A 25,678-nucleotide genomic window follows, 5' to 3' on the forward strand; every position below is an offset into this window, starting at 1 on the left:
CACATCATTAAAAAAGCCAATTCTATTTTATAGGGAATCATCCTTTAAGCAACTAATTGCTCCATAGAAAATATGGGCAATAGTGTAGCTAAAACAATAAAAAGAACCACAGCACCCATCATTAAAATCACCATAGGTTCTAACAGAGTTAATGAGGTATCAATCAATCGCTTTACTTCATTATCCAGATGATTGGCTGAACGTTCCATCATATTGGAAAGTTGCCCACTTTTTTCACCGCTAGCAATTAAATGAATTGCCATGGGACTGATGAAGCGAGTTTCTTTAAGTGCCTCATGAATACCACTTCCTTCCCTGACGCGCAGTGTAGCCGTATCAAATGCTTGCCTCATCACAATATTGGTCACAAGACTTGCTGAAACACGCATGGTTTCCAATACGCTCACCCCTGCGGCAAACAGTATTCCAAAGGTATGAATGTAGCGGGCAACGTTTATTGTTTTTGCCAGATAGGACACAATGGGTAATCGAAGAATCAGACGATGCCATGCAGTTTTAATTTTTATATTGTTCAAACTTTTTTTGAAACCAACAACAGCAAGAAGAATAAGAATCAGGGTATAAAGACCATATGCTTTAACAAAATGACTAAATGCAATGAGCAGTTGCGTCATTCCGGGTAGGGTTTGCCCACTACTGGTAAACACTTCAATAATTTTAGGAACTACAAAGGTAAGTAAAAAGCTAATAATCGCCGCAGAAACAATGATCATGATAAGTGGATAAATCAAGGCCTGCTGAACTTTTTGACGGGTACTTTGTTGATTTTCAGTATAGTCGGCCAATTTTTCCAAAACTAAATCCAGGCGTCCAGTTTGTTCTCCTGAACCTACAGTGGCCCGATATAATTCAGGAAAAGCATTTGGGTATTGAGCCATTGCTTGTGCTAAACCATACCCTTCGAGCACCTTGGCACGAATTCCTATAATAAGCTCTCTTACTTTATCTTTTTCAGTTTGTTCACTCACACCACGTAATGACTCCTCTACAGGGATGCCTGCAGCAAGAAGGGTAGCTAATTGTCTGGTGAGTAACGATAGGTCAGCTGCTGATATTTTGCTCTTGGTATTGGCAACACGTTGTTGGGTCAAGGCTTGAATCTGGGTCGGTATTAATCCCTGTTCACGCAATAGCTGACGGGCATGACGTTCCGAATCAGCTTCAATCACGCCTTTATTAGGACTGCCATTTTTTTTTAGCGCTTGATATTGGTACGCGCCCATATTATTTTACTGTAGTTAAAACTATAGAGTGTAATCTATTGGGTTTCATAAGTCACTTAAGGTAAACTTGAAGTCGGACTATCCTGGAGACTAAATGATGAGTAAAAATGTAGTACTTGAGGCAATTAGGGAAAACGACGCAAAGTTTATTGATTTAAGATTTACTGATATTCGAGGTAAAGAGCAACATTATACTATTCCAGTATCGGCTGCTGATGATGATTTTGTTGAAAATGGTAAAATGATAGACGGTTCATCATTCAAGGGATGGCAGAAAATTCATCAATCTGATTTGGCACTTATGCCGGATTTTGATTCTATCCAACTGGATCCATTTTTTCAGGATAATACGTTATTTATTCGTTGCAACGTTGTCGATCCGCAAACTCGAATTGGCTATGATCGCTGTCCACGCTCTTTAGCGCAGCGTGCGGAAGCTTATTTACAGTCTACAGGTATAGCGGATGAAGTTAATTTTGGTCCCGAACCAGAGTTTTTCTTATTTGACAATGTCCAATGGGAAACCAGTATCAGCGGTTCTTTTTACAAAATCGATTCAGATGAAGCGCATTGGAATTCGGGTAAAGAAATAGAAGGGGGCAATATTGGCCACAGACCTACTGTAAAAGGCGGTTATTTTCCAGTTCCTCCTGTAGACTCCTCTCATGATATTCGTTCAGCTATATGTTTAACTCTTGAGTCATTGGGGGCTGTGGTTGAAGCTCATCATCATGAGGTTGCGACAGCAAACCAGTGTGAGGTAGCTACGCGTTTTAATACCTTAACCAAGAAAGCGGATGAGTTGCAAATTTTAAAATACGTTATTCACAATGTTGCCCATAACTATGGAAAAACTGCGACTTTTATGCCTAAACCTTTAGTTGGTGATAACGGAAGTGGAATGCACTGCCACCAGTCATTAGTGAAAGATGGGGTTAATTTATTTTCTGGCGATCAATATGCAGGTCTTTCTGAAACTGCTCTATACTATATCGGGGGGATTGTAAGACATGCCCGCGCCTTAAATGCGTTTACTAACCCTTCTACTAACAGCTATAAGCGTCTGGTTCCTGGATTTGAGGCTCCTGTATTGTTAGCTTACTCCGCGAGAAATCGTTCAGCTGCAATTCGCATACCTCATGTGCATAATCCTAAAGCACGTCGTGTCGAAGTTCGCTTTCCTGATCCAACAGCAAATCCTTATCTGGCTTTTTCAGCTATGATGATGGCTGGACTTGATGGTATTCAGAAGAAAATTCATCCAGGGCAACCTATGGACAAGGATCTGTATGATTTACCTCCTGAGGAACTTGTTGATGTGCCAACTGTTTGTTCTTCTTTGGAACACGCAATGGAAAATTTACGGGCGGATCATGAATTTTTATTACAAGGTGATGTGTTCAGCAGAGACTTTATAAATAATTACATCAGGATGAAAGAAGAAGAAATAACTAAAATCAGAAGCCTGACCCATCCTTTTGAATTTGAGTTATATTACAGTCTATAAGGTTGTGGGATACAGTGATGACTAAATTCTTCCAGGTTGCTGCATTAATGATGATACTTTCCCCATCATATGCGGAAATTTATACCTGGATAGATAGTCAAGGAGTTGTTCATTTTAGTGATAATCCGCACCAAGGTGCGGAGAAACTCAAACTTCCTGCAGGTCAGAGTTATTCAGCACTATCACTGCCTTCTTCTGTTCCTGAAGAGGACGGTTCAGCTACCCATGAAGCTAATAAGAGTAGTGAAACCAGTGATAGTGATAAACCGTATACCAAAATAGCGATTAGAGAGCCGCTTCATGGGGCAACAATTCGCAACAATCAAGGATACATTCTTGTTTCCGTTGAATTAGAGCCTAAATTATCGGAGGGTGATAATTTATAAATGATATTTGATCGGGCTGTTCTGGGAGAACCACAACCAAATACGACTTTTGAATTAAACGGCATTTACAGAGGATCTCATGAACTTGCTGTTCAAGTTGTTAGTGCGGCTGGTGAAGTACTTTTGATTAGTGATCCAATTACTGTATACATTCATAGACCTCGGGTAGGTATGGGAAAATAAGGCAAAGTCTACTAACAAAATACCTCTGCGAAAACAGCAGGGATTTTTTAAATAAAATGAATGAGATTACAAGGTTATTAGAACGAACCTTGATGACGCTATAATGTTTTATTTACGTAGGGTAGAATATTTATAGAGTTTAGTTTAATACAGGTACCTGCATATGTTGACTTTATTATCACCAGCAAAAAAATTATCAACCTTTACAAAACCTTATCCTGGTAAAACCTCAAATCCTCAATTGTTAAATAAAACTATAAAACTAGCCAGGATTATGAAGTCTCAAACCGCTGAGCAAATTGCCACTTTGATGGATTTATCGAAAAATTTGGCTGTATTAAATTATAATCGTTACCAAGAGTTCTCTCTTAAAGAGAGCTCTATGACTCACTCCTATCCTGCTTTGTTTTTGTTTCAGGGTGATGTCTATCAAGGACTTCAGGCTTCAAGCTGGACAGCAGATGAAATTGACTACGCTCAATCTCATTTGGCGATTCTATCCGGTCTTTACGGATTATTGAAGCCTTTGGATGAGATTCAGCCTTATCGACTTGAAATGGGTGTTCGACTCGCCAATCCTGGTGGCGCAAATTTATATGAGTTTTGGCGTGATCCAGTTACTAAACTATTGAATCAACAATTAGCTCTTCAAGATAACCCTATACTGATTAACCTTGCCTCTATAGAGTATTTTAAAGTCGTAGATGATAAAAAAATCAAGTATCCAATCATTACTATTAATTTTTATGAGCGAAAGAATAATGAAATTAAAATGATTGGTATTTATGCTAAGAAGGCAAGGGGAGTAATGGCAAAATTTATTATGCAACACAGAATTGATAACTTACAGCATTTGAAAGAGTTTAGTGAGTTAGATTATGGGTTTAGTAAAGAGCATTCTTCTGAAGCCCATTTGAGTTTTATTAGAAATAAATAAGGACTACTGAGGGCTGTCAGTTTTTTAAAATAACGTGAGTTATGAATAAGGAACTCAGATTTTACCATGCTCCGTTCGGCCTGAGGAGGGCTTTAGCCCGTCTCGAAGGCTAGGCACTGTGTCCGCAAACCCTTCGAGACGTCGCTAAAGCGACTCCTCAGGGTGAACGGATCGAGATAGTGACTGGGTTTAATAAGCTTCTTATCAATAACTGACGTTAAAATAAATAAAAACTTTTGTGAAAGGTACATCATGTGGAACTTATCCAGTCGTGTTCATAAACTCAATTGTTTCCCCGGTGACGGAGTTAATTGCTATGTCAAAAGAGATGATGAACTGGGATGTGGTATCAATGGTTCAAAAGTACGAAAATATTCCAGTCTTACTCCTTTTTTAATTCAAAAAAAGATACGCCATTTAATTATCATTGCGGGTCCACAGTCGAATAATTTACTTGCTGCGTTACAAGTAGCAAGAGAACTCCAGCTGCAGATTACTGCGTTTTTAATTAAGCCAAAAAACCTGTTAATACAGGGGAATTTTAAATTGAGTCTTCTCTTTTTGAATGAACAAGAAATTGTTTGGGTGAATCGTGATGAATGGTCTAAAGTTGAGAGTTTGGCTCATGATTATCTTGATGCTCTTAAAGAAAAAGGCTTTGTGCTTAATGAAGGTGCAAGTGTGCCTGAAGCTTTGGTCGGAGCCATGAGTCTTGCAGAAGACATTATGGATAATGAGAAAAAGATGGGTTTTAATTTCCAGCACATATTTGTAGATGCGGGGACAGGGTTTTCTGCAGCGGGTTTGCTTAAAGGATTGGCTCAGTTGAATCACCAGTCCATTATTCATGTCTTATTATTAGCCGATGATGAGCAAACATTTAATGATAAACTCACTCAATGGATTGGTATGAATCCACCTAACTATCAATGTTTTTACCCAAGTACAGCTCGATCTTTTGGATCCATAAATAAGACACTAAAAGATGAAATAAAGCGGTTGGCGAGAGAGGAGGGGATTTTAGCTGATCCTATTTATTCAGCAAAATTATTTCATGAAGCAAGAAGACTCATAGAAATAGAAAAATTAAAGGGCAATGTCTTGATTATTCATTCTGGAGGGACTTTAACCATGCCCAGTTTCGAGTTTTGAACGTTCATCTTTGACGCTGCGCTTTGTTTGCTCAACCCATCCTCAAATCTGACCTTCAAGGTATCATCTATTCTCGGGGAATCAGTTTTATGAGAAAGATATTTGATATAAATCAATAAATTCAATTAATTAATCTTTTCCCCCTTGAATTTCTGGAAAATACCCTAATATGTTTCTTATAAATTTAAAAATGTTTAACAGGAGATTGGGTAATGGTTAATAAGCAACAAACTATGGGGTTTCAAACTGAAGTTAAGCAAATGCTTCATTTAGTAGTACATTCGCTTTACAGCAACAAAGAAATTTTTCTCAGAGAGTTAATCTCTAATGCTTCTGATGCTTTAGATAAATTACGTTTTTTAGCTTTATCAAAAGGAGAACTTTTCGAAAATGATTCAGATTTAAAAATTACTATTCAATCGAATGAGAAGCTGAAAACAATAACGATTAATGATAATGGCATCGGGATGAGTTGGGATGAAGCAGTAGAGAATTTAGGAACTATTGCTAAATCCGGAACTAAAGAATTTATGAGCCAATTAACAGGTGAAAGTGCAAAAGACTCCCAGCTTATTGGTCAGTTTGGAGTCGGGTTTTATTCTGCGTTTATTGTCGCTGATAAAGTAACAGTAAAAAGCCGTCGCGCTGGTTTAAAAGCGGAGGAAGGTATCGTCTGGGAGTCATCGGGTGATGGTGAGTTTACTATTGGTTCTGAAAAAAAGGCAACTCGTGGTACAGAAATTACTTTACATCTAAAGGCTGAGGATGATGAGTTTCTGAGTGATTGGCGAATTCGCAGCATTATTAGTAAATATTCAGATCATATATGCTGGCCAATAGTCATGAAAAAAACAGGAGAAGATGATAAAAAATCAGATGAGTTTGAAACAGTAAATAAAGCCACCGCTTTATGGACAATGCAAAAATCTGATATTAGCGATGAAGAGTATAAGTTACTCTATAAGCATATTTCTCACGATTATATGGATCCACTTACCTGGTCTCATAATCATGTCGAAGGAAAACATGAATATATTACTCTGCTCTACATCCCTTCTCATGCTCCCTATGATATGTGGCAGCAAGAAGTAAAGCACGGTTTAAAACTTTATGTGAAACGAGTATTTATAATGGATGATGCTACTCAATTCTTACCCAGATATTTACGCTTTGTAAAAGGGGTTGTAGATGCCAGTGATTTGCCATTAAACGTATCACGTGAAATTTTACAAGATAATAAACAAGTTGAAAGCATAAGATCTGCTTGTACCAAACGTATCTTGTCCATGCTTGAAAAAATGAGTACCAGTGATAAAGAAAATTATCAAAAGTTTTGGGATGAGTTTGGTTTGGTGTTAAAAGAAGGTCCAGTTGAAGATTTAACTAACAAAGAGACCATTGCTAAATTACTTCGTTTTGCTACGACTGTAAGTGGTTCAGAAAAGCAGGAAGTCACTTTGGATGAGTATGTGAGTCGCATGAAAGAAGGGCAGGATAAGATTTTTTATATTACTGCTTCCAGCTATAACGCGGCCAAGCATAGTCCTCATTTAGAAATCTTTAAGAAAAAAGGCATAGAAGTATTATTACTTAGCGATAAGATAGACGAATGGTTAGTAGGTTACATGAATGAATTTTCTGGTAAAAAATTACAATCCATTTCGAAAGGTAAGGTTGAGTTAGATGATGACTCTACTGACCAAATCAAAGAGCAAGAAAAGACTTTAGAGCCTTTAATCAAGCATATCAAAACTGTACTCGACGAGCGAGTTAAAGAGGTATTGGTCACAAGTCGTCTTACTGATTCTCCTGCCTGTATTATTGCAGATGAGCAAGATATGGGATTGGAAATGCAGAGAATTCTCCAGGCAGCAGGGCAACAAGTTCCAATAAGTAAACCTATATTTGAAATAAATCCTGATCATGCACTGATTAAACGCTTACATGATATTCAGGATGATACTCAGTTTGAGTTATGGGTTACTATGTTATTCGAACAGGCAGTTTTAGCCGAAGGTGGCCAGTTAGATAATCCAGCTGATTTCGTTAATCGAGTGAACAAACTATTGGTATCTTCTTAATTAGCTTTTTCTTGTGGTCGTTATATAATCGTGACCCGTATTAGCTCAGCCTAATACGGGTTTCAGGCACTAATATAAATATTACGTTTTTTGGTTAAAAATCAGCATGAATCCTCGTAACTCCCTCAATATACTTCATACTTCGAGTAAAATTTAAGCAATAAAATGTATCCTGTCAGAATCGCCGGGTAAGTGTCTGCCACTGAGTCCGGATTAATCCGAGCCGCGCGCGTCAGCAAGCGGAATTCTTTAAAAATATTCAAAATACCTATTGACACGGTTTTTCTGTAAAACTGATGTTTTTCCATATCAAACGTAAGTCATGCAATATGCATGCCCTAAGATCCCCAAGATCACAATGTAGCCCCTTTCACTAATAAAACATCTCCCTCCTGAGGTCAGATTTTTTCTTAGCCCTTAGTGGCGTTAAAACTCGAAAAATGCGTTCAAAAAAAGTCATGTTATGATTGCCGTATCAGCATTAGTAACGCAGTGGTAGATGATGAAACGCCAAGAAATCAAACAAGTTTTAGATGAGTTAACAAAAGATATCGATAGTCTTGCCGACAAAAAGGCCGTGACTATCATTAAGGTATTGGTTAATTTGGTCGAAATGCTTGCCGAAGAAAATGCTTTGCTCAGAGAGGAAAACCAAGTATTACGTGATGAGATAAACCGCCTTAAGGGTGAACAGGGCAAACCTAATATTCGCGGTCAATCCAAAGGTAGCAATGGCGATAATACAGGCAATTCCAATCATTCATCTGAAGGAGATCGCAATAAACGTGGTAAAGGGAACAATAAAAACACAGGCAAAGACAAAAAAAACGTACGTATTGATAGACGTGTTACGATTGCTCTGGACAAAGCAACGCTGCCAGATGACGCCAAGTTCAAGGGTTTTGAGATTCGAATCATCCAGGATCTAAAAATCATCACGGATAATGTTGAATTCAAGCTGGAAACGTATTACTCACCATCTTTGAAAAAAACCTTTATTGCGCCGATTCCTGGCGAATATAAGGGCAGTGAATTTGGTCCTGGGGTTAAAGCGCTGGTCATCACATTATACCGTGATGCAGGGATGACGGAGAGCGCCATTGAGCGCTTTTTAAAAACATGTGGTATTCAAATATCACATGGTAAAATTGCTTCCATGCTGACAGAAGGCAATGATATTTTTCATCAGGAAAAAGAAGATATTGTCGATGCCGGTAGCAACGCAGGCTTGTACCAGCAGATGGATGACACAGGCAGTCGTGTTAACGGCAAAAATCACTACACCCATGTTTTATGTAATGACTTTTTTACAGCATACTTCACTCGTCGTAAAAAAGATCGCTTGACCTTATTGGAGTTGCTGTGTCGAGACCAATTAAAGTTTATGTTTAATCAGGAGGCTTATGAGTTAATGGATGAGTTTGGTCTCGCAAAAAAATGGTTGGATCAAATTAAACCAATGCTGCATGCACAACCCCTCACACGTGAATCAATCGATAGTTTGATGGGAACACTTTTTCCAAATCCAAAAAAACACAGCACGAATCGACGCATAATTCTTGAGTCAGCAGCTCTTGCCTATTATCAGCACTCGAAATACTTCATCCATTATTTAATGACAGATGATGCGCCTCAGTTTAATAAATTGGCCCTACATCATGCGCTGTGCTGGATCCATGAAGGTCGTCATTATAAAAAACTCACTCCATTCTCAGATATGAATCAGAATATATTGGCTGTATTTCTTGAGCAATTATGGGATTTCTACCATGCATTATTGACTTACAAGACGGCTCCATCTCAATCAATGGCCCAACAACTATCAATGCAATTTGATACTTTGTTCGCAACCACGACAGGCTATGATGTTTTAGATCAACGCATTGCAAAGACACGTGCTAAAAAACAAGCGTTATTATTGGTGTTAGACCATCCATTTCTGCCATTGCACAACAATGCCTCTGAATTAGGGACACGGTTTCAAGCAAGGATACGCGACATCAATCTCCAAACGGTCTCCCAAAATGGCACCAAATCAAAGGATACGTTTGCCACGATTGTACAGACGGCCAGAAAACTGAAAGTTAACGTTTATCAGTATATTTACGATAGGGTGACTAAAAAATTTGAAATGCCATCATTGGCTGAATTAATCTTACTTAAAGTGCGGCAGGTTCCATGCACCACATAAGCATCTCGAGATAATTCCGCTTGCTGACGCGCGCGGCTCGGATTAGTCCGGGCTCAGTGGCAGACACTTACCCGGCGATTCTGACAGGATACATAAAATTACTTACTACAAGGACTAGTCAACGTCCCTAAAGTGTTTTTATTTAACAATTATCCCAAAGGGTACATATATGTCTTTACCCTCAACTCGTATTTGTGCAAATAACTTTATAAAACCTGCCTTTTTAAGTTTCATATGAAGTGCCAGTTCAGATCCTCCTCTATCTGATGGGTGGCTTGGCTCCTTTCCCATCGGATGTATGTGAATAACAGATGCGTAGTCGGTACTAAAACCAACAACGTGAGCAAATGCACCCATTACCGGCTCCAATTGGTTGAATGGTTTACCGTTCTTCCTTACGGTCATTGTGGCCATAATTTCTTGTCCTGCCCTGGGAACATCATTAAGTTTTAAAATAAATGTGTAGGGACCTATAATAGATTTTAAATTCATCGCATTATTAATGCTGATTTTCTTTTTAGATGAAACACCGATATCCGTTATTATAAATTGTTGCTCACCTGTTGTAATAGGAGTAATGTCGGCCCAGATTCGATATGCGCCTTTATATTTTGGCGTAAATTTAAATACAAACTCATGTGTTATATTATCTTCAACTGGATGAATGTGATGATAATCAGATAATGAAGGATCAATTATCAGTAGATGTATTTTTTTTGTATGAACTTCTTTTAACTCCTTCATGGTTATTGGCTGATTATTCCTATGAAGCAGTCGGAATCGCAGGGTTATAGTTTTTCCAGAAGTTAGCCTTATGGATGAAGGAATCACTGACAATACTGGTTTTGTCGCACCAGGTGCCTCGTGAAGCATTTTCTGTTGTGCATGGGACATAGAGCCAATCAACAAAAGATCAATAACTAAAAAAAATGAAAATAAATACGACATTGCAAAACTTCCTAAGTGAGAGGAAAAAAGTATTATCCTGATATAATTCAAGCCTAAAGAGTTTACCTGCACCATCTCCAAGACGGAGTTATCAGTAAGTTAAATTCCTTATTTTCCTCGCTAGCTGATAAAATAAATAAAGATTACATGAGTATCATCCAGAGTGCCATGGCGATCATCATTAAATTCTCTGTTAACGAAATAAAGCCGAGCGGTACGGAACTATCGCCACCAACACAGGCACATTTTAGTTCCCGTTTATCAATGTATACTGCTTTAAAGACTGAAACCGCACCTACTGTACCAATGAATAGGGCGACAGGAATTGAAATCCAATTAAGGGCTCCGGCAATCATTAGTATTCCAGCTAGTGCTTCAGCGAAGGGGTAAATATAGCTGTAGCGCACCCAGCGTTTCGCAAGGATATCGTAGTTGAGAAACATAGTGGAAAACAGTTCAAGGTTCTGTAGTTTTAAAAGTGCTAAAACGGACATACTAAATGAGATAAACCATCCTATCGCACGAACTGTAAAAACAGTACCCGTTAAAGCATAACTTACAGCAAAAGCCATTAAAGCAGTGATCACAAAGACAACAATAACAGGTTGATAACTTGTCGCATCAGGTTCACGAATTCTTTTTCCAAAATAACGACGTAAATCTTCATAACCCCCAATACGTTCACCATTAATAAAGGTTTGAGGTGTTGTTTTTACCTGATACTTCTCTTTAAATGAGTTGGTTTCCTCACGGCTCGTTAACCAAACATCCTCTATCACATATCCTTGTTGTTGTAATAAGTCTTTTGCTTTGAGACCAAAGGGACACACATGATGCTCCATTACCATTCGGTAAATCGTGGCTTTCTTAATGACATTGTGAGACATGATAAAGATTTCCTTTGATTTAGGTTTATACTTAATATAAGGTCAGTACTAGAGTACGGAGTCAAGTAAATGAGCAATAATACTATTGGGGAATTTGCCAAAATAGGTGGTGTAAGCATTGAAACAATTCGTTTTTACCAACGTCAGGGTCTTCTTAACATACCTAAATCTGTAAATGGTAATATAAGACGCTACAGTGAAGCTGATACTCACCGGTTGTGGTTTATCATTTCAGCAAAAAAAGCAGGCTTCACTCTTAAAGAAATAAAAGAACTGCTGGACATTAATGCTAGAAAAGATCGTGATCAGGTGAGGGTTCTTGCAAAAAAACGTATTGAACTACTCGATAAGAAAATTGCTGAATTGAGTTCTGCACGGAGTGCGTTATGCCGTTTACTCAATGAGTGTGAAAATACAACTACTGATGAGTGTCCCATTCTCACCGCATTTGATCAGAAATAATCGATTAAAAAATTGCCCACCCTTAATTCCAAACCAAAGTGCTTCACAGGCTCCCCTAATCAGTGAAGTTAGTCTCAAATATGCATGAAGATATTGTAGATAAAGGCTCTACTATCGAGCCTTTATTTTTTAAAGGGGGATCCCTTATTCATCAGTTAAACGAAAGTATTTGGTGCCAAAATATCTTTGTAATTTCTTTCTAATTGTTCCACGGCTAATACCTAACATTTTAGCTGCTTGCAATTGATTTCCTCGACGTTTTTCCATAACTGCTTGCAGTAAAGGAGGCTCAACCTCAGACAAAATCATGTCATAAAGATCATCAATTGATTTGGTTTTATTTTCAGCGAGAAAGCGGGTGACCAAACTGTATACTAAATCCTGTAAACCTTGTTCTTGTTTAATGGATTGAGTAGCTGCTTGTGTTTCAATGACATTCATCTTAACTTCCTTATTATTAATTAAACCATACAGTCCAATTGCTTACACTTACAAATGAAAGCAAGGTTAATTGTACATGAAGCTTATTTGATTTTCTAGATTTTCAAGCTAAAAACTTGCATTTATTTAGGACAATTCAGCCTCTACAAGGTCAAATAGGGAACAATCGGCCTTGTTGTTTGACAATGATTCTTTGAGATCAGAAAGTTGGTTGATCATTTTTTGCGGTTGATCCGGGTCTTGGTAAAATGTTGAAATATATTGAGATAATTCAATAGCATTACAATCATATTGCAAGAATTCAGGAACCATCATTTTATTGACTAGAAGATTACATAACCCTAAAAATTTGACTTTTATAAGAGTCATAGCGGCATGATAAGTAAGAAATGAGGACTTATAGATAATACACATTGGTTTTTGCAATAAAGCACATTCAAGCGAGGCTGTGCCGGATGCAACTATTACAAAATCTGCAACAGCCATACAATCAACTGCTTTACCTTGAATAAAGGAAATAGATAGGCTGTTGTTCGAAAAATAAGCTTTAATTTTAGGCGGATGGATGGTAGCTGCAATAGGAATTACAAAGTGTAGATCAGGAAACTGCTTATGAAGTAACTGGGCAGTTTCTTGAAGAATTGGCATGTGTTTTTCGATCTCATGAGAACGACTTCCTGGCAGCAAAGCGATTACTTTTTTTTGATAGGGTATTTGCAGCTCTTCTTTGGACGCCAACGATTTCATAATAAAAGACATTTTATCAACTAGTGGGTGGCCCACAAAACTTACAGGTACCCCGGCTATATCATACATATTTTTTTCAAACGGCAAAATTACCGCCATCCTATCAACGCATTCTTTTATTAAATGGATACGATTGGCTTTCCAGGCCCAGATTTGTGGGCTGATATAGTATAGAATTTTAAGGCCTAATTTTTTTTTAGCATATTTTGCAAGTCTCAGATTAAAACCAGGGTAGTCTACCAGGATAAGTAAATCAGGTTGCTGTGCTCTTAAATGCTCTTTGATAGCTGAGAATGCTCGTCGGAGTATTTTTAAAAATCGAACTACTTCGGTTAAGCCAGTCACTCCATATCGAGCCAAATCATAAACTAATTCAGCCCCGGCATCTTGCATATGCTTTCCACCAATACCACTAATTTCTATGTCAGGATAGGTTGATTTTAATTGTCTGATTAGAACCGCTGCGTGTATATCGCCTGATTCTTCACCAGCTATAATGACGACACGCTTAGCTTTCCGCATAGCGCTCCATGAGATTACTAGTAATCAATGCAGTAATTTTTTCTGCTGTTTCCAAAGCATCTTTACCCTCTTCGCCAGTAACCAGCGGAATAGTGTCATGTTCGATACACATTAGAAAGGCTTTTATTTCTTCCAACAACGCATCGCCCTGGTCGAACTCTTTTTGTTCACGGGTTATTTCAGGGATTCCAGGAAACATTTCTTCTTCACCTTTTTTGAAGACAGCAAGTTGTTTTTTATGGTAATCAATCGAAATATAGGAGCTATTTTGAAAAATTCGTGTTTTACGTTCCGTTTTAAAACTAATGCGGCTGGCTGTAACACAAGCGACACAGTGATTGGCAAAAGTTATTCGAGCATTGGCGATGTCAATTGCTTTGGTGAGTACAGGAGTGCCCTGAGCAACAATAGATGCGATAGGACTTTTAACCATATTCTGAATAATATCAATATCATGAATCATTAGATCAAGGATGACATTTACATCAGTTCCCCGAGGATTAAAAGGAGCCAGACGCTCAGATTCAATAAACAAAGGAGATTCTAAATGTTGCTCCAATGCCAGATGTGCTGCGTTGAAACGTTCAAGATGACCAACTTGCAATTTAGCATGATGTTTTTTAGCCAGCTGAATTAATTCTTCTGCTTGAATTAATGTTTCGGTAATCGGCTTTTCGATTAGAACATGTATACCTTGTTCCAGGCAGGATTTTGCAATCTGATAATGTTTGTTCGTAGTAGCTGCAATACTTACTGCATCTACTTTTCCAAATAAATCGCGATAATCCAGGTACGCTGGAACATTAAGTTCTCGTGAAATGACTTCACATAGTTCAGGATTAACGTCACATACTGCCACTAATTCAGCATTGGGGATGAGTTGGTATTTTTGGGCATGAAATCGACCTAAATAGCCGACACCAATTACTGCGCATCGAATTTTATTCATAGATTATCATTTGATAATAATTTGTACGCATGATCGCATTTCTTAGGTGATAAATCAATTTTAAATCTGTATTATCTCCAAAACTGATTTTAGAGCACCAAGAGGGATGATTATGAAAAATTTAGTTCTTATGGCAGGTGTAGACGAAGTGGGACGGGGTCCTTTAGCTGGTGCAGTTGTAACGGCTGCTGTTATTTTAAATATGCCGATAGCCGGTCTTGCTGATTCTAAAAAATTAACTGTAAAAAGTAGAAAATTGTTGTCATTGCAAATAAAAGAGCAGGCTTTGGCTTATTCATATGGCAGGGCAGAGGTAGAAGAAATCGATAGACTTAATATTCATCATGCAACACTACTGGCAATGAAGAGGGCTGTAGAAGATTTAATAATTAAACCAGATACTGTTAAGGTTGACGGATTGTATCTCCCTGAGCTGAGTATGCCTTGTGAAGCAATAGTTCAGGGAGATAGTCTGATCCCTGAAATAAGTGCTGCATCCATTCTTGCAAAAGTGCTAAGGGATGAAGAAATGGAAGAGCTTGACCAGATATACCCTGGGTACGGTTTTGCGAGTCATAAGGGTTATCCTACGGTGGCGCATAGGGAGGCGTTAATTCGATTGGGACCGTGTCCAATTCATAGGAGAAGTTATGCTCCAGTGGCTGCCTTAATGGTTTAATCTGTCATGCTTGTCTGATTGTTTGGAAAAAATTTTATTTAACAGTGTCTAATTCAAACTGTTAAATAAAATTCGATGTGAACTTATAGACATCAATATACCAAAGCTGGCTAAAAAAGTAACCATAGCGGTACCTCCGTAGCTGACTAGGGGAAGTGGGATCCCCACTACCGGAATAATCCCCATTACCATACCAATATTGACAAAGCCTGAGAGAAAGAATGACATGGCAAGACTCGCTGCCAGAAGTCTTGTAAAAGTTGTTTGCGCGTTACTGGCGATGTTTAAGCTCCTTAAGGAAATTAGAACAATGAGTGCAATCACAGCAAATCCGCCTGCAAAACCGAACTCCTCACCACTTACGGCAAAAATAAAATCAGTTGCGTGTTCGGGCAAGAAATTTAAATGTGATTGGCTTCCTTCTAACCATCCTTTTCCCATCAAGCCACCAGATCCTATAGCAATTTTAGATTGGATAATATGATAGCCCGATCCAAGAGGATCCTGCTCTGGATTAAGCAAAGTATAAACTCTTTGTTTTTGGTAATCATGCATCACATGCCAGACAACAGGGATAGCTGAACTTAGAATTATCATGATTAATAGAATTGTTTTAAAACGGATACCCGCTAAAAAAACCACGCATAATCCAGCAGCACTGACCATAATTGCAGTCCCCAAATCTGGTTGTTTTGCGATTAAGAGCGCGGGAATAAAGATGATCAATGCGGCCATGCAAATTGATTTTAAGCTGCTGGGATGAGCCTGGCGATCAAAATACCATGCAGCCATCATTGGAACAGCCAGCTTCATAATTTCAGAAGGTTGAAAACGAAATAATCCTAATTCCAGCCATCGTTGCGCTCCTTTACCGATTTTGCCCATTAACATTACTGCGATCAACAAAGCTAATCCAATACTGTAAATCCAGGGAGTCCAAATTTTATATTTATGGGGAGGTATAAAACCCAACACAAGCATAATCAGCGTCGCAAGAACAAGCCTCATTGATTGACGTAAAATCATTCCCATATTGGCGTTTGAAGCACTATATAAAATCAATAGACCAAAAGTAATCAATGTTAGTAATAATCCCAGTAATGGAAAATCCATGTGAAGGGCTTTGGCAGTGAAACGATAAACTGGTTTGGAATGTGTTCTATTCATGAGTCGCTTTAATCGGGTAGAGTTGATAATAAGTATCCAGAACTTTGCGCGCTACCGTTGATGCAATAGCATCATTTTCAACAACAACGGCTATAGCGATTTCTGGTTTTTTTACTGGAGTAAACGCAATAAATAATGAGTTATCACGAAGAGCCTCAGGTATGTTTTCATATTTAGTCTTTTCATACTGTCTCCCACTATGCACCTGAGCAGTTCCAGTTTTACCTGCAACAGGATAGGGTGGGTTGCGTCCAAATCTATAGCCAGTTCCTTCATTGCTTGTTAATACGCTTTGCATGGCTTCAGCAACTACATCCCAATTTGTCTCATCTTTCAGGTAAACAGGATATTCTTCAACGGGATTGTATTTCTCAATTTCTTCATTATCACTATTTACTGTTTTACTTAATAAATGCGGTCTAAACCTCTGCCCATGTTGGCCCAGAGAAGCTGTTGCATTAGCCATTTGCAGGGGGGTTGCTAACATAAAACCCTGACCAATTGAGGAGATTAGAGTATCTCCGGGATACCATGAGACACCTTTAAATTGTTTTTTCCATCGAACGCTAGGGATTATTCCATTCGCTTCCTCATGGAGATCTACATGAGTTAATTGCCCCAAACCAAATTTAACCAACATATCCTCAATGTTTGAAATACCCATTTTGTGACCTAATTGATAAAAATAGGTATCACAGGAAACTGTAATTGCACGTTTAAAATTAATTATTCCGTGTCCTGTTTTCTTCCAGTCTCTGAAAATATGACTAGCGGTTGGCAGTTTAAACTTACCTGGATCATAGATTTCTGTATCCGTAGTTATAAAACCTTTATCTAATCCTGCTAAACCAACAAATGGCTTGATAGTTGATGCAGGAGGATAAACTCCTCTCACAGCTCTGTTAAAGAGAGGTCTTTGCAAGGCATTAGATAAAATTTTATAATCTTTGGAACTCACACCTCCAACAAAAATATTGGGATCAAAGCTTGGAGAACTGACTATTGCTAAAATTTCACCGTTATGTGAGTTGATGACAACTACAGCCCCTCGTTTATCTTTAAGTGCCTTATATGCTGTTTCTTGAAGCCTGATATCGATACTTAAAAACAACTTTGCACCTGAATGCGGATTAACTTTATTTATTACTCTGAGAGTACGACCACTAACGTCGGTTTCTACCATTTGGTAGCCTACTTTGCCATGGAGACTATCCTCGTAGTATTTTTCTATACCCGATTTGCCAATAAAGTTGGTAGCACGATAATTGGTGGGATCAGCTGCTTTTAATTCCTGAAGGTTTATTCTGCCAACGTATCCCAGGGCATGGGCCGTCATTTCACCAAAAGGATAGTGACGCATTAGCCTTGCTTTAATATTTACACCCGGGAAGTGATATTGGTTGATTGCAAAGACAGCCACTTCTTCCTGACTTAATTTTAATTTGATGGGGATAGGAACAAAAGAGCGGTTCTGTGATTTAGCGTGATTAAAATTTTCTATATCATCGTCAGTAATTGAAGGAAGCAATGCCTGTAACTGGGCCAGGGTTTTTTTAATATCTTTTACATGCTCTGGAATTATTTCAAGAACATATACCGGAATATTCTCTGCCAGCAATACTCCATTACGATCGAGAATTACTCCTCTGGGAGGTGCTATGGGAATAATACTCATCTGATTTTTTAAAGAAAGGGTTTGGTACCGTTTAAATTCGGAAATTTGCAGGAATGCCAAACGTAGAATTAAAATCAGGGAGAGGATGATAAGAGTAGCAACTAGAAGATTGAGCCTAAAACGTTGATTTTGAGATTCCGCTCGATAATTTTTGAAAGATTGGTTTAGGCGCATCGCATGCAATAATCTTTAGAGGACATAACGAAAAAAAGAATAGTACCCTAAAATGATTTTTTTTACCAATTAATCTAATCCAGCGACCGATGACTCACTGGTTTTTATTTATGGTAAGGATGATTATTTATAATAGACCAAGCCCTGTACAAGGTTTCTAATAATATAATTCTTACTAGAGGATGAGGGAGGGTAAGTTTTGATAAAGACCAGCGTTCGTCACAAAGATTTAAAATTTCTGAGGATAGACCTTCCGGACCGCCAACTAAAAAACAAAAGTGACTGGAAATTTGTTGTAATTGACTCATTTTGAGAGCTAACGCTTCACTGCTAAATGATTTTCCCTCAATATCCAGAGCTATCAGTCGTGCACCATTTGGTAAACATTCTTTGATTAGAGATGATTCTTTTTCCAGAATGCGAACCAGATCAGATGATTTACTCCGGCGAATCAGAGGTATTTCTGTAATTTTTAATTGAATACCATCGTTAAACCGTTTGGCGTAATCATTTGAGCCTTTTACGACCCAGTCAGGCATTTTATTACCTAATGTAATTACGGTGATTTTCAGCATAAAACGGCCTAAACTTTGGGATGTTCTTCCCACAAGCCTTCAAGATTATAAAATTGTCTGCTTTCAGGTTGCATAATGTGAACTATAAAATCACCAAAGTCGATCAAAGCCCAATCACCACTATCCACACCATTAGAACCCATGGCTGGTAGTCCGGCTAATTTCATATCGTCCATCACTTTTTGAGCAATAGCTTTTACATGGCGAGATGCTCTCCCGGATGCAATAATCATATAGTCTGTAATCGTTGTTTGTTTGTGGACATCAAGAACTTTAATGTCTATGGCTTGAATGTCGTCAAGTGATTTTAATAACTTGTCTAGCATAGGGTTTTGATCAGGCATAATTAAAATAATCTTCCATCAAAAAGCGCCGAATGATATCAGCAATTAGTTTATATAAAAAGGGTTAATCATCATTCTTCAACGATATGAACTTTGGTTAACAAAAATTTAATCACTGCAAATAATACCAGGCATCCTAAAGTGGCAATAAAAAGAATACCTAATTGTTGAGTAAATGCGTTAGCGTAAAGAGTTTTTAAAACCAATAGATTTGTTTCTCCAAGAGGAACTGCTGTAAGGGCAGCAAGTTTTCCTGATAAAAATCCACCTATTCCTAGAGAAACAAAAAAGATCCCCATCATGGTGCTGACTTTATTTTTATCAGCAAGAATAGTGATCGCAGCCAAACCTACTGGCGATAAAAGCAGCTCAGCTAAAGAAATCATTAAATAGGCCGGGAAAATGAGTAAAGGGGGGATTAAATGTGCTTTATCTACAATAGTACTGACTAGCGCAATGATTCCATAGGCAATAGTGATAAATAGCATTGCAAGTAAGAATTTTTTTCCTGTGCTTAATCCTCGTTCTACTAACGTCAGTTGAGGGTATTTTCTTGAAAGAAAAAAACCTATAACCAACATGCCTACGCTTTGCACGGTAATGTAATAGGGTGGAGGGAATTGAATGCCCATAAAAGTTGGTTGCACAGCTCGGGAAATAAAGAGAGTCAGTGACATAAACATCTGAAAATAAAAAGACCAAAACATAACAGAGATGATACACAGCAAGCCAATTACAAGGGTTTGGCGTGATTGGCTGGCATTTTCATTATTTACGGAGTAGAGAATGTAGCTGGCTGAAAATAATACCACCATACCAAAAACCAAATTGGCCAGTTGAGGCGAATTAAGAATGTAAAAGGACAGGGACCAAAGTAGAGCCATTAACCCCAGAGCAAGAATGATTTTTGTATATTGGAACTCAAACGGATTGTAATCTTTTATTTTGTGTTTTATTACTCCATAGGTAAAGGTCAAAAACGCAATGATCATTCCCACTGCAGCACTGATAAATGAGGCTGTCCAACCAAAATATTCGCTCAACAGGCTTGGTAGGGTGGTACCTAAGATAATACCGGTAGTAATTCCCATGTAAAATATAGTAAAGCCACTTTCTCGACTCGACGAATTGGTAATGTACTCATTGCCTAATAATGAAGAGATATTAGGTTTTAGGAGCCCCGTTCCCACGGCAATACCAGCAAGTGAGGCAGTGAGCCTCAGATTATTATCCGCAAGAGAAAGAAGGCAATAGCTGATGAACAAAACAACTGCACCCAATAAAATGGCTCTTTTCTGACCGATTAGTTTATCTGCAATCCATCCACCTACTAAAGGTGAAAGGTATGTTAAAGCAGTAAATGAACCCACTAATGCATAGATTTGTTTGTCTGACCATTTAAAATATAATGCCAGATAAAGCGCTAATAAAGATTGAACAACGTAAAATCCATATCGCTCCCACATCTCTGTAGAAAAAAATACACTTAATGACTTAGGGTGTTTTTCCATAAAATAGACTTAAATAGAGGTTGCTGATTTTACTGCCAATCTTATCATAAACACAATAGGGTGACTATTCCTTCGACATACTACAGCATTGTCAATGGAACTTTAAAAATAACACTTGATCTCTTGAATCGCTCATTCCCGCAGAAAGTTCTCTGGTGTATGATGTTTTTTATTTTGAAAGCTATGGAGGCCATTTTAATGGATAAAGATAAGAATAATCACATCGTCAGAGCGAGTAGAGGAACTGAAAAACAAGCCAAGAGTTGGTTAACAGAGGCTGCATTGCGTATGCTGTGTAATAACCTGGATCCCGAGGTCGCAGAAGATCCTGGAGCACTCATTGTTTATGGTGGTTTAGGTAAAGCTGCTCGAAACTGGAGCTGTTTTAATAAAATTGTTCAGGTGCTTAAAGTCCTGGACAACGATCAGACTCTATTAATTCAGTCGGGTAAACCTGTAGGGGTATTCACAACCCATGAAGATGCGCCGCGTGTTTTAATTGCCAATTCTAATTTAGTGCCCCGATGGGCAAACTGGGAATATTTTAATGAATTGGATAAAAAAGGTCTGATGATGTATGGTCAGATGACTGCAGGAAGCTGGATTTATATAGGTTCACAAGGCATTGTCCAGGGTACTTATGAAACATTTATGGCAGCTGCTAAAAAGCATTATGATGGTGATTTATCCGGACGTTGGATTTTAACTGGTGGTTTAGGTGGAATGGGTGGAGCCCAAACTTTAGCTGGAACTATGGCTGGAGCAAGTGTCTTGGCGGTTGAATGTGACTTAAACCGCATAGAAAAACGTCTTAAAACTAAATATTTGGACAAATATACCAATAATCTTGATGAAGCTTTGTCCTGGATAAATGAATCTTGCCTGAAAAAAGAACCTATGTCTGTGGCGATTTTAGGAAATGCTGCAGAAATTTACCCTCAATTGATTCAACGAGGTGTTACTCCGGCTTTAGTCACCGATCAAACCAGTGCCCATGATCCTCTAAATGGATATCTCCCTATAGGATGGTCTTTGGAGCAAGCCAATGAAATGAGAAAAAAGTCTCCTGCTCTAGTAGTTGAAATGGCAAAAAAATCAATGGCAGTACAAGTACATGCCATGCTTGAATTTCAAAAGAGGGGTGTTCCTGTTTTTGATTATGGAAATAATATCAGGCAGATGGCATTCGAAGCTGGTGAGGAAAATGCTTTTGCCTTTGAGGGATTTGTACCGGCATATATTAGACCACTTTTTTGTGAGGGTATTGGGCCTTTTCGGTGGGTTGCCTTATCAGGGGACCCTGAAGATATTTATGCAACGGATGAGATGGTCAAAAAACTTATTCCAGATGACAAACATTTACACCAATGGCTCGATATGGCTCGGAATAAAATCGCTTTTCAAGGATTACCAGCGAGAATTTGTTGGGTGGGATTGAAAGATAGAGCGCGCCTGGCGTTGGCTTTTAATGAAATGGTTAAAGCTAAAAAGGTTAAAGCCCCTATTGTTATTGGTAGAGATCACTTGGATTCGGGTTCTGTAGCCAGCCCTAATCGAGAAACTGAAGGTATGCTGGATGGAAGCGATGCTGTTTCCGATTGGCCGCTTCTAAATGCCTTATTAAATTGCGCCAGCGGTGCTACCTGGGTAAGTATTCATCATGGTGGTGGCGTTGGAATGGGATTTTCCCAGCATGCGGGTGTAGTGATCGTTGCTGATGGCAGTGAAAAAGCCGCCCTTCGATTGAAAAGGGTCTTGCATAACGATCCGGCTACCGGAGTAATGCGTCATGCTGATGCGGGTTATACTCTTGCAAAACAGTGTGCGAGAGAACATTCGCTTTGGCTACCTATGGACTCTCAAGAGGAGCAGGTACATGTCTGAAGATTTTATTCTTGAACCAGGTCAATTAACCTTATCGTCTATTAAACAATCAGTGACTAGTCAGTTAAACATTACGCTTTCTGAAAAGGCATTTGAATTGATAGAAGCATCACATCAAACAGTTAAAAAAGTGCTGCAGGATAATAAAACCGTTTATGGTATCAACACGGGTTTTGGCTCTTTAGCAAATCAGACTATTTCCACAGAGCATTTAAAAGAACTCCAACGAAATATTGTTCTTTCTCATGCCTGCGGAACAGGTGAGCTGCTTTCTGATAAAGTTGTATCTCTTATTTTATTACTTAAAATCAATAATTTAGCTCAAGGTTATTCAGGTGTAAGACTGGAATTGATTAACGCTTTGTGCGCATTATATAACCATAGGGTCTATCCTTGTATTCCAGCGAAAGGTTCTGTAGGCGCATCAGGAGACCTGGTTCCTTTAGCGCATATGTCCTTGCCTTTACTCGGTGAGGGTGAAGTACGGCATCAAGGTAAAATTATTAGTGCTAAAGAAGGATTGGCGATTGCCGGGCTTGCTCCCTTAGAGCTTGAAGCCAAAGAAGGTTTAGCTCTTCTCAATGGGTTACAAGTCTCTACAGCAATTGCTCTAACCGCCTTATTCACGAGTGAAATCTTATTTGAAACTGGGGTTATATCAGGAGCATTGTCAGTAGATGCTGCTTGTGGTAGTGATGTTCCTTTTGACAACAGGATCCACCAGGTACGTGGTCATCGTGCTCAATGTGATGTGGCAAGGATGTACAGAGAGTTATTAAAAGGTAGCCAGATCAGGGAGTCTCATCGAACTTGTCTTCGAGTACAAGATCCTTACTCGTTACGCTGCCAACCCCAAATTATGGGTGCCGTATTGCACCAAATGCAATTTGTCAGTGATACACTCCAGGTAGAGGCAAATGCTATTTCTGATAATCCGTTGGTGTTCGCGGAGCAAGGTGAAATTTTATCAGGCGGTAATTTTCATGGTGAAATAATTGCAATGGCTGCAGATAATCTGGCATTAGCCATCGCAGAAATGGGAGCAAATGCTGAGCGACGTATTGCCTTATTAATTGATAAAAATTTTAGTGGACTTCCTGCTTTTCTGGTTAAAGAGAGCGGCTTGAATTCAGGCTTTATGATAGCTCATGTAACCGCTGCCTCTTGTGCTAGTGATAATAAAGCATTGGCTCATCCACATTCCGTTGATAGCCTGCCAACATCTGCAAATCAGGAAGATCATGTGTCCATGGCAACCAGTGCGGCCAGACGTTTACATGAAATGAATGACAATGTTGCGACCATTCTGGCTATTGAATTATTAGCAGCTTGTCAGGGGTTAGAGTTTCATAAGCCATTAAAAACCTCTCCTCTATTGCACGAAATTTACGATAAAGTTCGGACTAACGTTACATCATACGATCGTGATCGATATTTTGCGCCAGACATAGCAATTATAAAACAGAATATTCTGGCCGCTGAATTTTCCAGCCCCAATTTAATGGGATGACCTTGGTAGATAAGGAGAAATAAATGGATTTAAACACTGAATTTAAGGCCTTGCAAAAGGAACAGCAAATTAACTCATATCCCTCTTATGTTGAAAGAAAAAGATTGTTGCTTGCTCTTAAAAAAACACTGCAAAAGGATGCTTGTAGCTTAGCTGAGGCTATAAGTAAGGACTTTACCTACCGGGCAGCACAGGAAACTCTTTTTCTGGAGATTTTTCCAACCATAAAAGCGATCAATTTTTGTCTTAAGAAGTTAAAGCTCTGGATGAAGAAAAGATCACGGAATGTATCCTGGATGCTCGCTCCAGCCCGCGCATATTTACTCCCTCAACCATTAGGTATAGTGGGAATTATGGTTCCCTGGAATTATCCTGTTTATTTGGCCTTGGTTCCTGCAGTTTATGCTTTATCTGCCGGTAATAGGGTAATGATTAAAATGTCAGAATTATCACCTCATACCGCCAGGGCATTACAATCCATCATTCACTCTTGTTCACTTGAGCACTCAATTCAGGTTATTGATGGGGACGTAAATGTATCCAGACAGTTTGCCTCTCTTCCTTTTGGACATTTGTTTTTCACAGGCTCTACTTCTGTAGGAAAATCAGTCATGAGTACAGCAAGTAAACACCTTACTCCAATTACTTTAGAGTTGGGTGGTAAATCGCCAGCCCTTTTGACATCCTCTATGAAGATTAAATATTTCAAGCGTTTATTTATGGGTAAACTTTACAATGCAGGGCAAACTTGTATTGCTCCAGACTATCTATTAATTCCAAAGTGTTGGGAAGAAAAGGTAGCAGAAGAATTCAAAAAATTTATTCAAATTCATTACCCTGATTTGATGAGTAATGAGCATTATTCCAGCATTATTTCTGAAAAACACAAACAGCGTTTGTTAGCTTTAATCCAGGATGCACGAAATAAAGGAGCTGATGTCGTTGAGTTTGGCAAATTGGATCCAGCTAATAATAAATTGCCATTTTTTTTATTATTTGGAGTGACTCATGAGATGAAGGTGATGCAGGAAGAGATATTTGGGCCAATTTTACCAGTTATATGTTATGAATCAGTAAAAGAGGCTGTGGAGTATATTAATTCCTATCCTAATCCCCTGGCTTTATATTATTTTGGTGAAGATGATAAAGAGATAAGGTATATTCAAACTCAAACTCTTTCCGGTGCTTTAACTATTAATGATACCATTATGCACATTGCTGTTGATGATTTACCTTTTGGTGGGGTTGGTATGAGCGGCATGGGGGAATATCATGGTCAAGAAGGCTTTGATACTTTTTCAAAACTGAAACCAGTATTTGTACAAAGCCGATATTCAACAGTTTCATGGTTTTATCCTCCTTATGGAAGATTATTGAATATGTTATTAGCTATAGTTGGTGGTATTAAAATTAAGAAGAACAGGTAGTTTCTAGGGATCTTCTAAGTTAGCACTGTGACTGACTGTGGGAGTCTTTATTTTTGTTAAGGATAAGTCGGTTATAGACAAATTGATAAAATATG

Annotated in this window: 22 protein-coding genes; 11 read left to right on the forward strand and 11 right to left on the reverse strand. The window is 38.5% G+C overall.

Features of this window, described 5'->3' with window-relative positions; genetic code table 11:
* Positions 1–44 precede the first annotated feature (44 nt).
* Positions 45–1,244 carry a GspF family T2SS innner membrane protein variant LspF gene (gene lspF / locus HRS36_RS08320; protein ID WP_173236943.1) on the reverse strand — a complete coding sequence of 400 codons (1,200 nt, stop codon included), beginning with the start codon at positions 1,242–1,244 and terminating at the stop codon, positions 45–47.
* A gap of 97 nt (positions 1,245–1,341) precedes the next feature.
* Here lspF and glnA point away from each other — a divergent pair, with 97 nt between their 5' ends.
* The 6 genes from glnA (at position 1,342) to HRS36_RS08350 (ending at position 9,681) form a co-directional block, all read left to right on the forward strand.
* Positions 1,342–2,751: a type I glutamate--ammonia ligase gene (glnA, locus tag HRS36_RS08325; protein ID WP_173238493.1), complete on the forward strand. Its 1,410-nt coding sequence runs from the start codon at positions 1,342–1,344 to the stop codon at positions 2,749–2,751.
* A 17-nt stretch (positions 2,752–2,768) separates the two neighbouring features.
* Positions 2,769–3,137: a DUF4124 domain-containing protein gene (locus HRS36_RS08330; RefSeq protein ID WP_226905608.1), complete on the forward strand. Its 369-nt coding sequence runs from the start codon at positions 2,769–2,771 to the stop codon at positions 3,135–3,137.
* 346 nt (positions 3,138–3,483) lie between these two features.
* A complete protein-coding gene (gene yaaA / locus HRS36_RS08335) occupies positions 3,484–4,257 on the forward strand; it encodes a peroxide stress protein YaaA (protein ID WP_173236944.1) in 774 nt (257 codons plus the stop codon).
* A 252-nt stretch (positions 4,258–4,509) separates the two neighbouring features.
* A complete protein-coding gene (locus tag HRS36_RS08340; RefSeq protein ID WP_173236945.1) occupies positions 4,510–5,409 on the forward strand; it encodes a pyridoxal-phosphate dependent enzyme in 900 nt (299 codons plus the stop codon).
* Positions 5,410–5,621: 212 nt separating this feature from the next.
* Positions 5,622–7,490, forward strand: a complete 1,869-nt coding sequence (gene htpG, locus HRS36_RS08345) for a molecular chaperone HtpG (protein ID WP_173236946.1) — start codon at positions 5,622–5,624, stop codon at positions 7,488–7,490.
* Positions 7,491–7,989: 499 nt separating this feature from the next.
* Complete coding sequence (locus HRS36_RS08350; RefSeq protein ID WP_173235423.1) at positions 7,990–9,681, forward strand: IS66 family transposase; 1,692 nt, start codon at positions 7,990–7,992, stop codon at positions 9,679–9,681.
* Between the two features lie 138 nt (positions 9,682–9,819).
* Here HRS36_RS08350 and HRS36_RS08355 read toward each other — a convergent pair whose 3' ends face one another.
* The gene (locus HRS36_RS08355) at positions 9,820–10,629 is read right to left on the reverse strand and encodes a hypothetical protein (protein WP_173236947.1); all 810 of its coding nucleotides are present in this window, start codon (positions 10,627–10,629) and stop codon (positions 9,820–9,822) included.
* Positions 10,630–10,772: 143 nt separating this feature from the next.
* Positions 10,773–11,516 carry a MauE/DoxX family redox-associated membrane protein gene (locus tag HRS36_RS08360; protein ID WP_173236948.1) on the reverse strand — a complete coding sequence of 248 codons (744 nt, stop codon included), beginning with the start codon at positions 11,514–11,516 and terminating at the stop codon, positions 10,773–10,775.
* Positions 11,517–11,585: 69 nt separating this feature from the next.
* Here HRS36_RS08360 and HRS36_RS08365 point away from each other — a divergent pair, with 69 nt between their 5' ends.
* Entirely contained in the window at positions 11,586–11,978 is a 393-nt protein-coding gene (locus tag HRS36_RS08365) for a MerR family transcriptional regulator (RefSeq protein ID WP_173236949.1), read from the forward strand.
* Between the two features lie 144 nt (positions 11,979–12,122).
* Here HRS36_RS08365 and HRS36_RS08370 read toward each other — a convergent pair whose 3' ends face one another.
* The 3 genes from HRS36_RS08370 to HRS36_RS08380 form a co-directional block, all read right to left on the reverse strand.
* A complete protein-coding gene (locus HRS36_RS08370) occupies positions 12,123–12,419 on the reverse strand; it encodes a helix-turn-helix domain-containing protein (protein ID WP_173236950.1) in 297 nt (98 codons plus the stop codon).
* A gap of 126 nt (positions 12,420–12,545) precedes the next feature.
* Entirely contained in the window at positions 12,546–13,688 is a 1,143-nt protein-coding gene (gene lpxB, locus HRS36_RS08375) for a lipid-A-disaccharide synthase (RefSeq protein WP_173236951.1), read from the reverse strand.
* Positions 13,675–14,637 carry a Gfo/Idh/MocA family protein gene (locus HRS36_RS08380; protein ID WP_173236952.1) on the reverse strand — a complete coding sequence of 321 codons (963 nt, stop codon included), beginning with the start codon at positions 14,635–14,637 and terminating at the stop codon, positions 13,675–13,677. Before HRS36_RS08380 ends, lpxB begins: the two co-directional genes overlap by 14 nt.
* Positions 14,638–14,749: 112 nt before the next feature.
* On the opposite strand from HRS36_RS08380, the gene rnhB reads away from it, so the two are divergent.
* Positions 14,750–15,316, forward strand: a complete 567-nt coding sequence (gene rnhB / locus HRS36_RS08385; RefSeq protein WP_173236953.1) for a ribonuclease HII — start codon at positions 14,750–14,752, stop codon at positions 15,314–15,316.
* Positions 15,317–15,364: 48 nt separating this feature from the next.
* Here rnhB and rodA read toward each other — a convergent pair whose 3' ends face one another.
* The 5 genes from rodA to HRS36_RS08410 all read right to left on the reverse strand — a co-directional run bounded on the left by rodA (position 15,365) and on the right by HRS36_RS08410 (position 20,762).
* On the reverse strand, positions 15,365–16,483 hold the full coding sequence (gene rodA / locus HRS36_RS08390; RefSeq protein WP_173236954.1) for a rod shape-determining protein RodA: 1,119 nt from the start codon (positions 16,481–16,483) through the stop codon (positions 15,365–15,367).
* Complete coding sequence (gene mrdA / locus HRS36_RS08395) at positions 16,476–18,332, reverse strand: penicillin-binding protein 2 (RefSeq protein ID WP_173236955.1); 1,857 nt, start codon at positions 18,330–18,332, stop codon at positions 16,476–16,478. Before mrdA ends, rodA begins: the two co-directional genes overlap by 8 nt.
* A 104-nt stretch (positions 18,333–18,436) precedes the next feature.
* A complete protein-coding gene (rlmH, locus tag HRS36_RS08400; RefSeq protein WP_173236956.1) occupies positions 18,437–18,907 on the reverse strand; it encodes a 23S rRNA (pseudouridine(1915)-N(3))-methyltransferase RlmH in 471 nt (156 codons plus the stop codon).
* Between the two features lie 8 nt (positions 18,908–18,915).
* A complete protein-coding gene (gene rsfS, locus HRS36_RS08405) occupies positions 18,916–19,251 on the reverse strand; it encodes a ribosome silencing factor (RefSeq protein ID WP_173236957.1) in 336 nt (111 codons plus the stop codon).
* Between the two features lie 71 nt (positions 19,252–19,322).
* Positions 19,323–20,762, reverse strand: coding sequence for a peptide MFS transporter (locus tag HRS36_RS08410; RefSeq protein ID WP_173236958.1), 1,440 nt, complete (start codon positions 20,760–20,762; stop codon positions 19,323–19,325).
* A 198-nt stretch (positions 20,763–20,960) separates the two neighbouring features.
* Here HRS36_RS08410 and hutU point away from each other — a divergent pair, with 198 nt between their 5' ends.
* Genes hutU through HRS36_RS08425 form a run of 3 tightly spaced genes read left to right on the forward strand, consistent with a single transcriptional unit; the run spans position 20,961 to position 25,583 of the window.
* Positions 20,961–22,646: a urocanate hydratase gene (gene hutU / locus HRS36_RS08415; protein WP_173236959.1), complete on the forward strand. Its 1,686-nt coding sequence runs from the start codon at positions 20,961–20,963 to the stop codon at positions 22,644–22,646.
* A complete protein-coding gene (gene hutH, locus HRS36_RS08420) occupies positions 22,639–24,156 on the forward strand; it encodes a histidine ammonia-lyase (RefSeq protein ID WP_173236960.1) in 1,518 nt (505 codons plus the stop codon). The genes hutU and hutH overlap by 8 nt, the downstream gene beginning before the upstream one ends.
* Positions 24,157–24,179: 23 nt before the next feature.
* Complete coding sequence (locus HRS36_RS08425; RefSeq protein WP_173236961.1) at positions 24,180–25,583, forward strand: coniferyl aldehyde dehydrogenase; 1,404 nt, start codon at positions 24,180–24,182, stop codon at positions 25,581–25,583.
* Positions 25,584–25,678 lie beyond the last annotated feature (95 nt).

It is taken from the genome of Legionella antarctica (assembly GCF_011764505.1).
GTDB classification, from domain to species: Bacteria; Pseudomonadota; Gammaproteobacteria; order Legionellales; family Legionellaceae; genus Legionella; species Legionella antarctica.

Bases quoted from the DNA above. Each gene is read 5' to 3' on its own strand.
- lspF (WP_173236943.1), bottom strand. From the start codon at position 1,244: ATGGGCGCGTACCAATATCAAGCGCTAAAAAAAAATGGCAGTCCTAAT.
- glnA (WP_173238493.1), top strand. From the start codon at position 1,342: ATGAGTAAAAATGTAGTACTTGAGGCAATTAGGGAAAACGACGCAAAG.
- HRS36_RS08330 (WP_226905608.1), top strand. From the start codon at position 2,769: ATGACTAAATTCTTCCAGGTTGCTGCATTAATGATGATACTTTCCCCA.
- yaaA (WP_173236944.1), top strand. From the start codon at position 3,484: ATGTTGACTTTATTATCACCAGCAAAAAAATTATCAACCTTTACAAAA.
- HRS36_RS08340 (WP_173236945.1), top strand. From the start codon at position 4,510: ATGTGGAACTTATCCAGTCGTGTTCATAAACTCAATTGTTTCCCCGGT.
- htpG (WP_173236946.1), top strand. From the start codon at position 5,622: ATGGTTAATAAGCAACAAACTATGGGGTTTCAAACTGAAGTTAAGCAA.
- HRS36_RS08350 (WP_173235423.1), top strand. From the start codon at position 7,990: ATGATGAAACGCCAAGAAATCAAACAAGTTTTAGATGAGTTAACAAAA.
- HRS36_RS08355 (WP_173236947.1), bottom strand. From the start codon at position 10,629: ATGTCGTATTTATTTTCATTTTTTTTAGTTATTGATCTTTTGTTGATT.
- HRS36_RS08360 (WP_173236948.1), bottom strand. From the start codon at position 11,516: ATGTCTCACAATGTCATTAAGAAAGCCACGATTTACCGAATGGTAATG.
- HRS36_RS08365 (WP_173236949.1), top strand. From the start codon at position 11,586: ATGAGCAATAATACTATTGGGGAATTTGCCAAAATAGGTGGTGTAAGC.
- HRS36_RS08370 (WP_173236950.1), bottom strand. From the start codon at position 12,419: ATGAATGTCATTGAAACACAAGCAGCTACTCAATCCATTAAACAAGAA.
- lpxB (WP_173236951.1), bottom strand. From the start codon at position 13,688: ATGCGGAAAGCTAAGCGTGTCGTCATTATAGCTGGTGAAGAATCAGGC.
- HRS36_RS08380 (WP_173236952.1), bottom strand. From the start codon at position 14,637: ATGAATAAAATTCGATGCGCAGTAATTGGTGTCGGCTATTTAGGTCGA.
- rnhB (WP_173236953.1), top strand. From the start codon at position 14,750: ATGAAAAATTTAGTTCTTATGGCAGGTGTAGACGAAGTGGGACGGGGT.
- rodA (WP_173236954.1), bottom strand. From the start codon at position 16,483: ATGAATAGAACACATTCCAAACCAGTTTATCGTTTCACTGCCAAAGCC.
- mrdA (WP_173236955.1), bottom strand. From the start codon at position 18,332: ATGCGCCTAAACCAATCTTTCAAAAATTATCGAGCGGAATCTCAAAAT.
- rlmH (WP_173236956.1), bottom strand. From the start codon at position 18,907: ATGCTGAAAATCACCGTAATTACATTAGGTAATAAAATGCCTGACTGG.
- rsfS (WP_173236957.1), bottom strand. From the start codon at position 19,251: ATGCCTGATCAAAACCCTATGCTAGACAAGTTATTAAAATCACTTGAC.
- HRS36_RS08410 (WP_173236958.1), bottom strand. From the start codon at position 20,762: ATGGAAAAACACCCTAAGTCATTAAGTGTATTTTTTTCTACAGAGATG.
- hutU (WP_173236959.1), top strand. From the start codon at position 20,961: ATGGATAAAGATAAGAATAATCACATCGTCAGAGCGAGTAGAGGAACT.
- hutH (WP_173236960.1), top strand. From the start codon at position 22,639: ATGTCTGAAGATTTTATTCTTGAACCAGGTCAATTAACCTTATCGTCT.
- HRS36_RS08425 (WP_173236961.1), top strand. From the start codon at position 24,180: ATGGATTTAAACACTGAATTTAAGGCCTTGCAAAAGGAACAGCAAATT.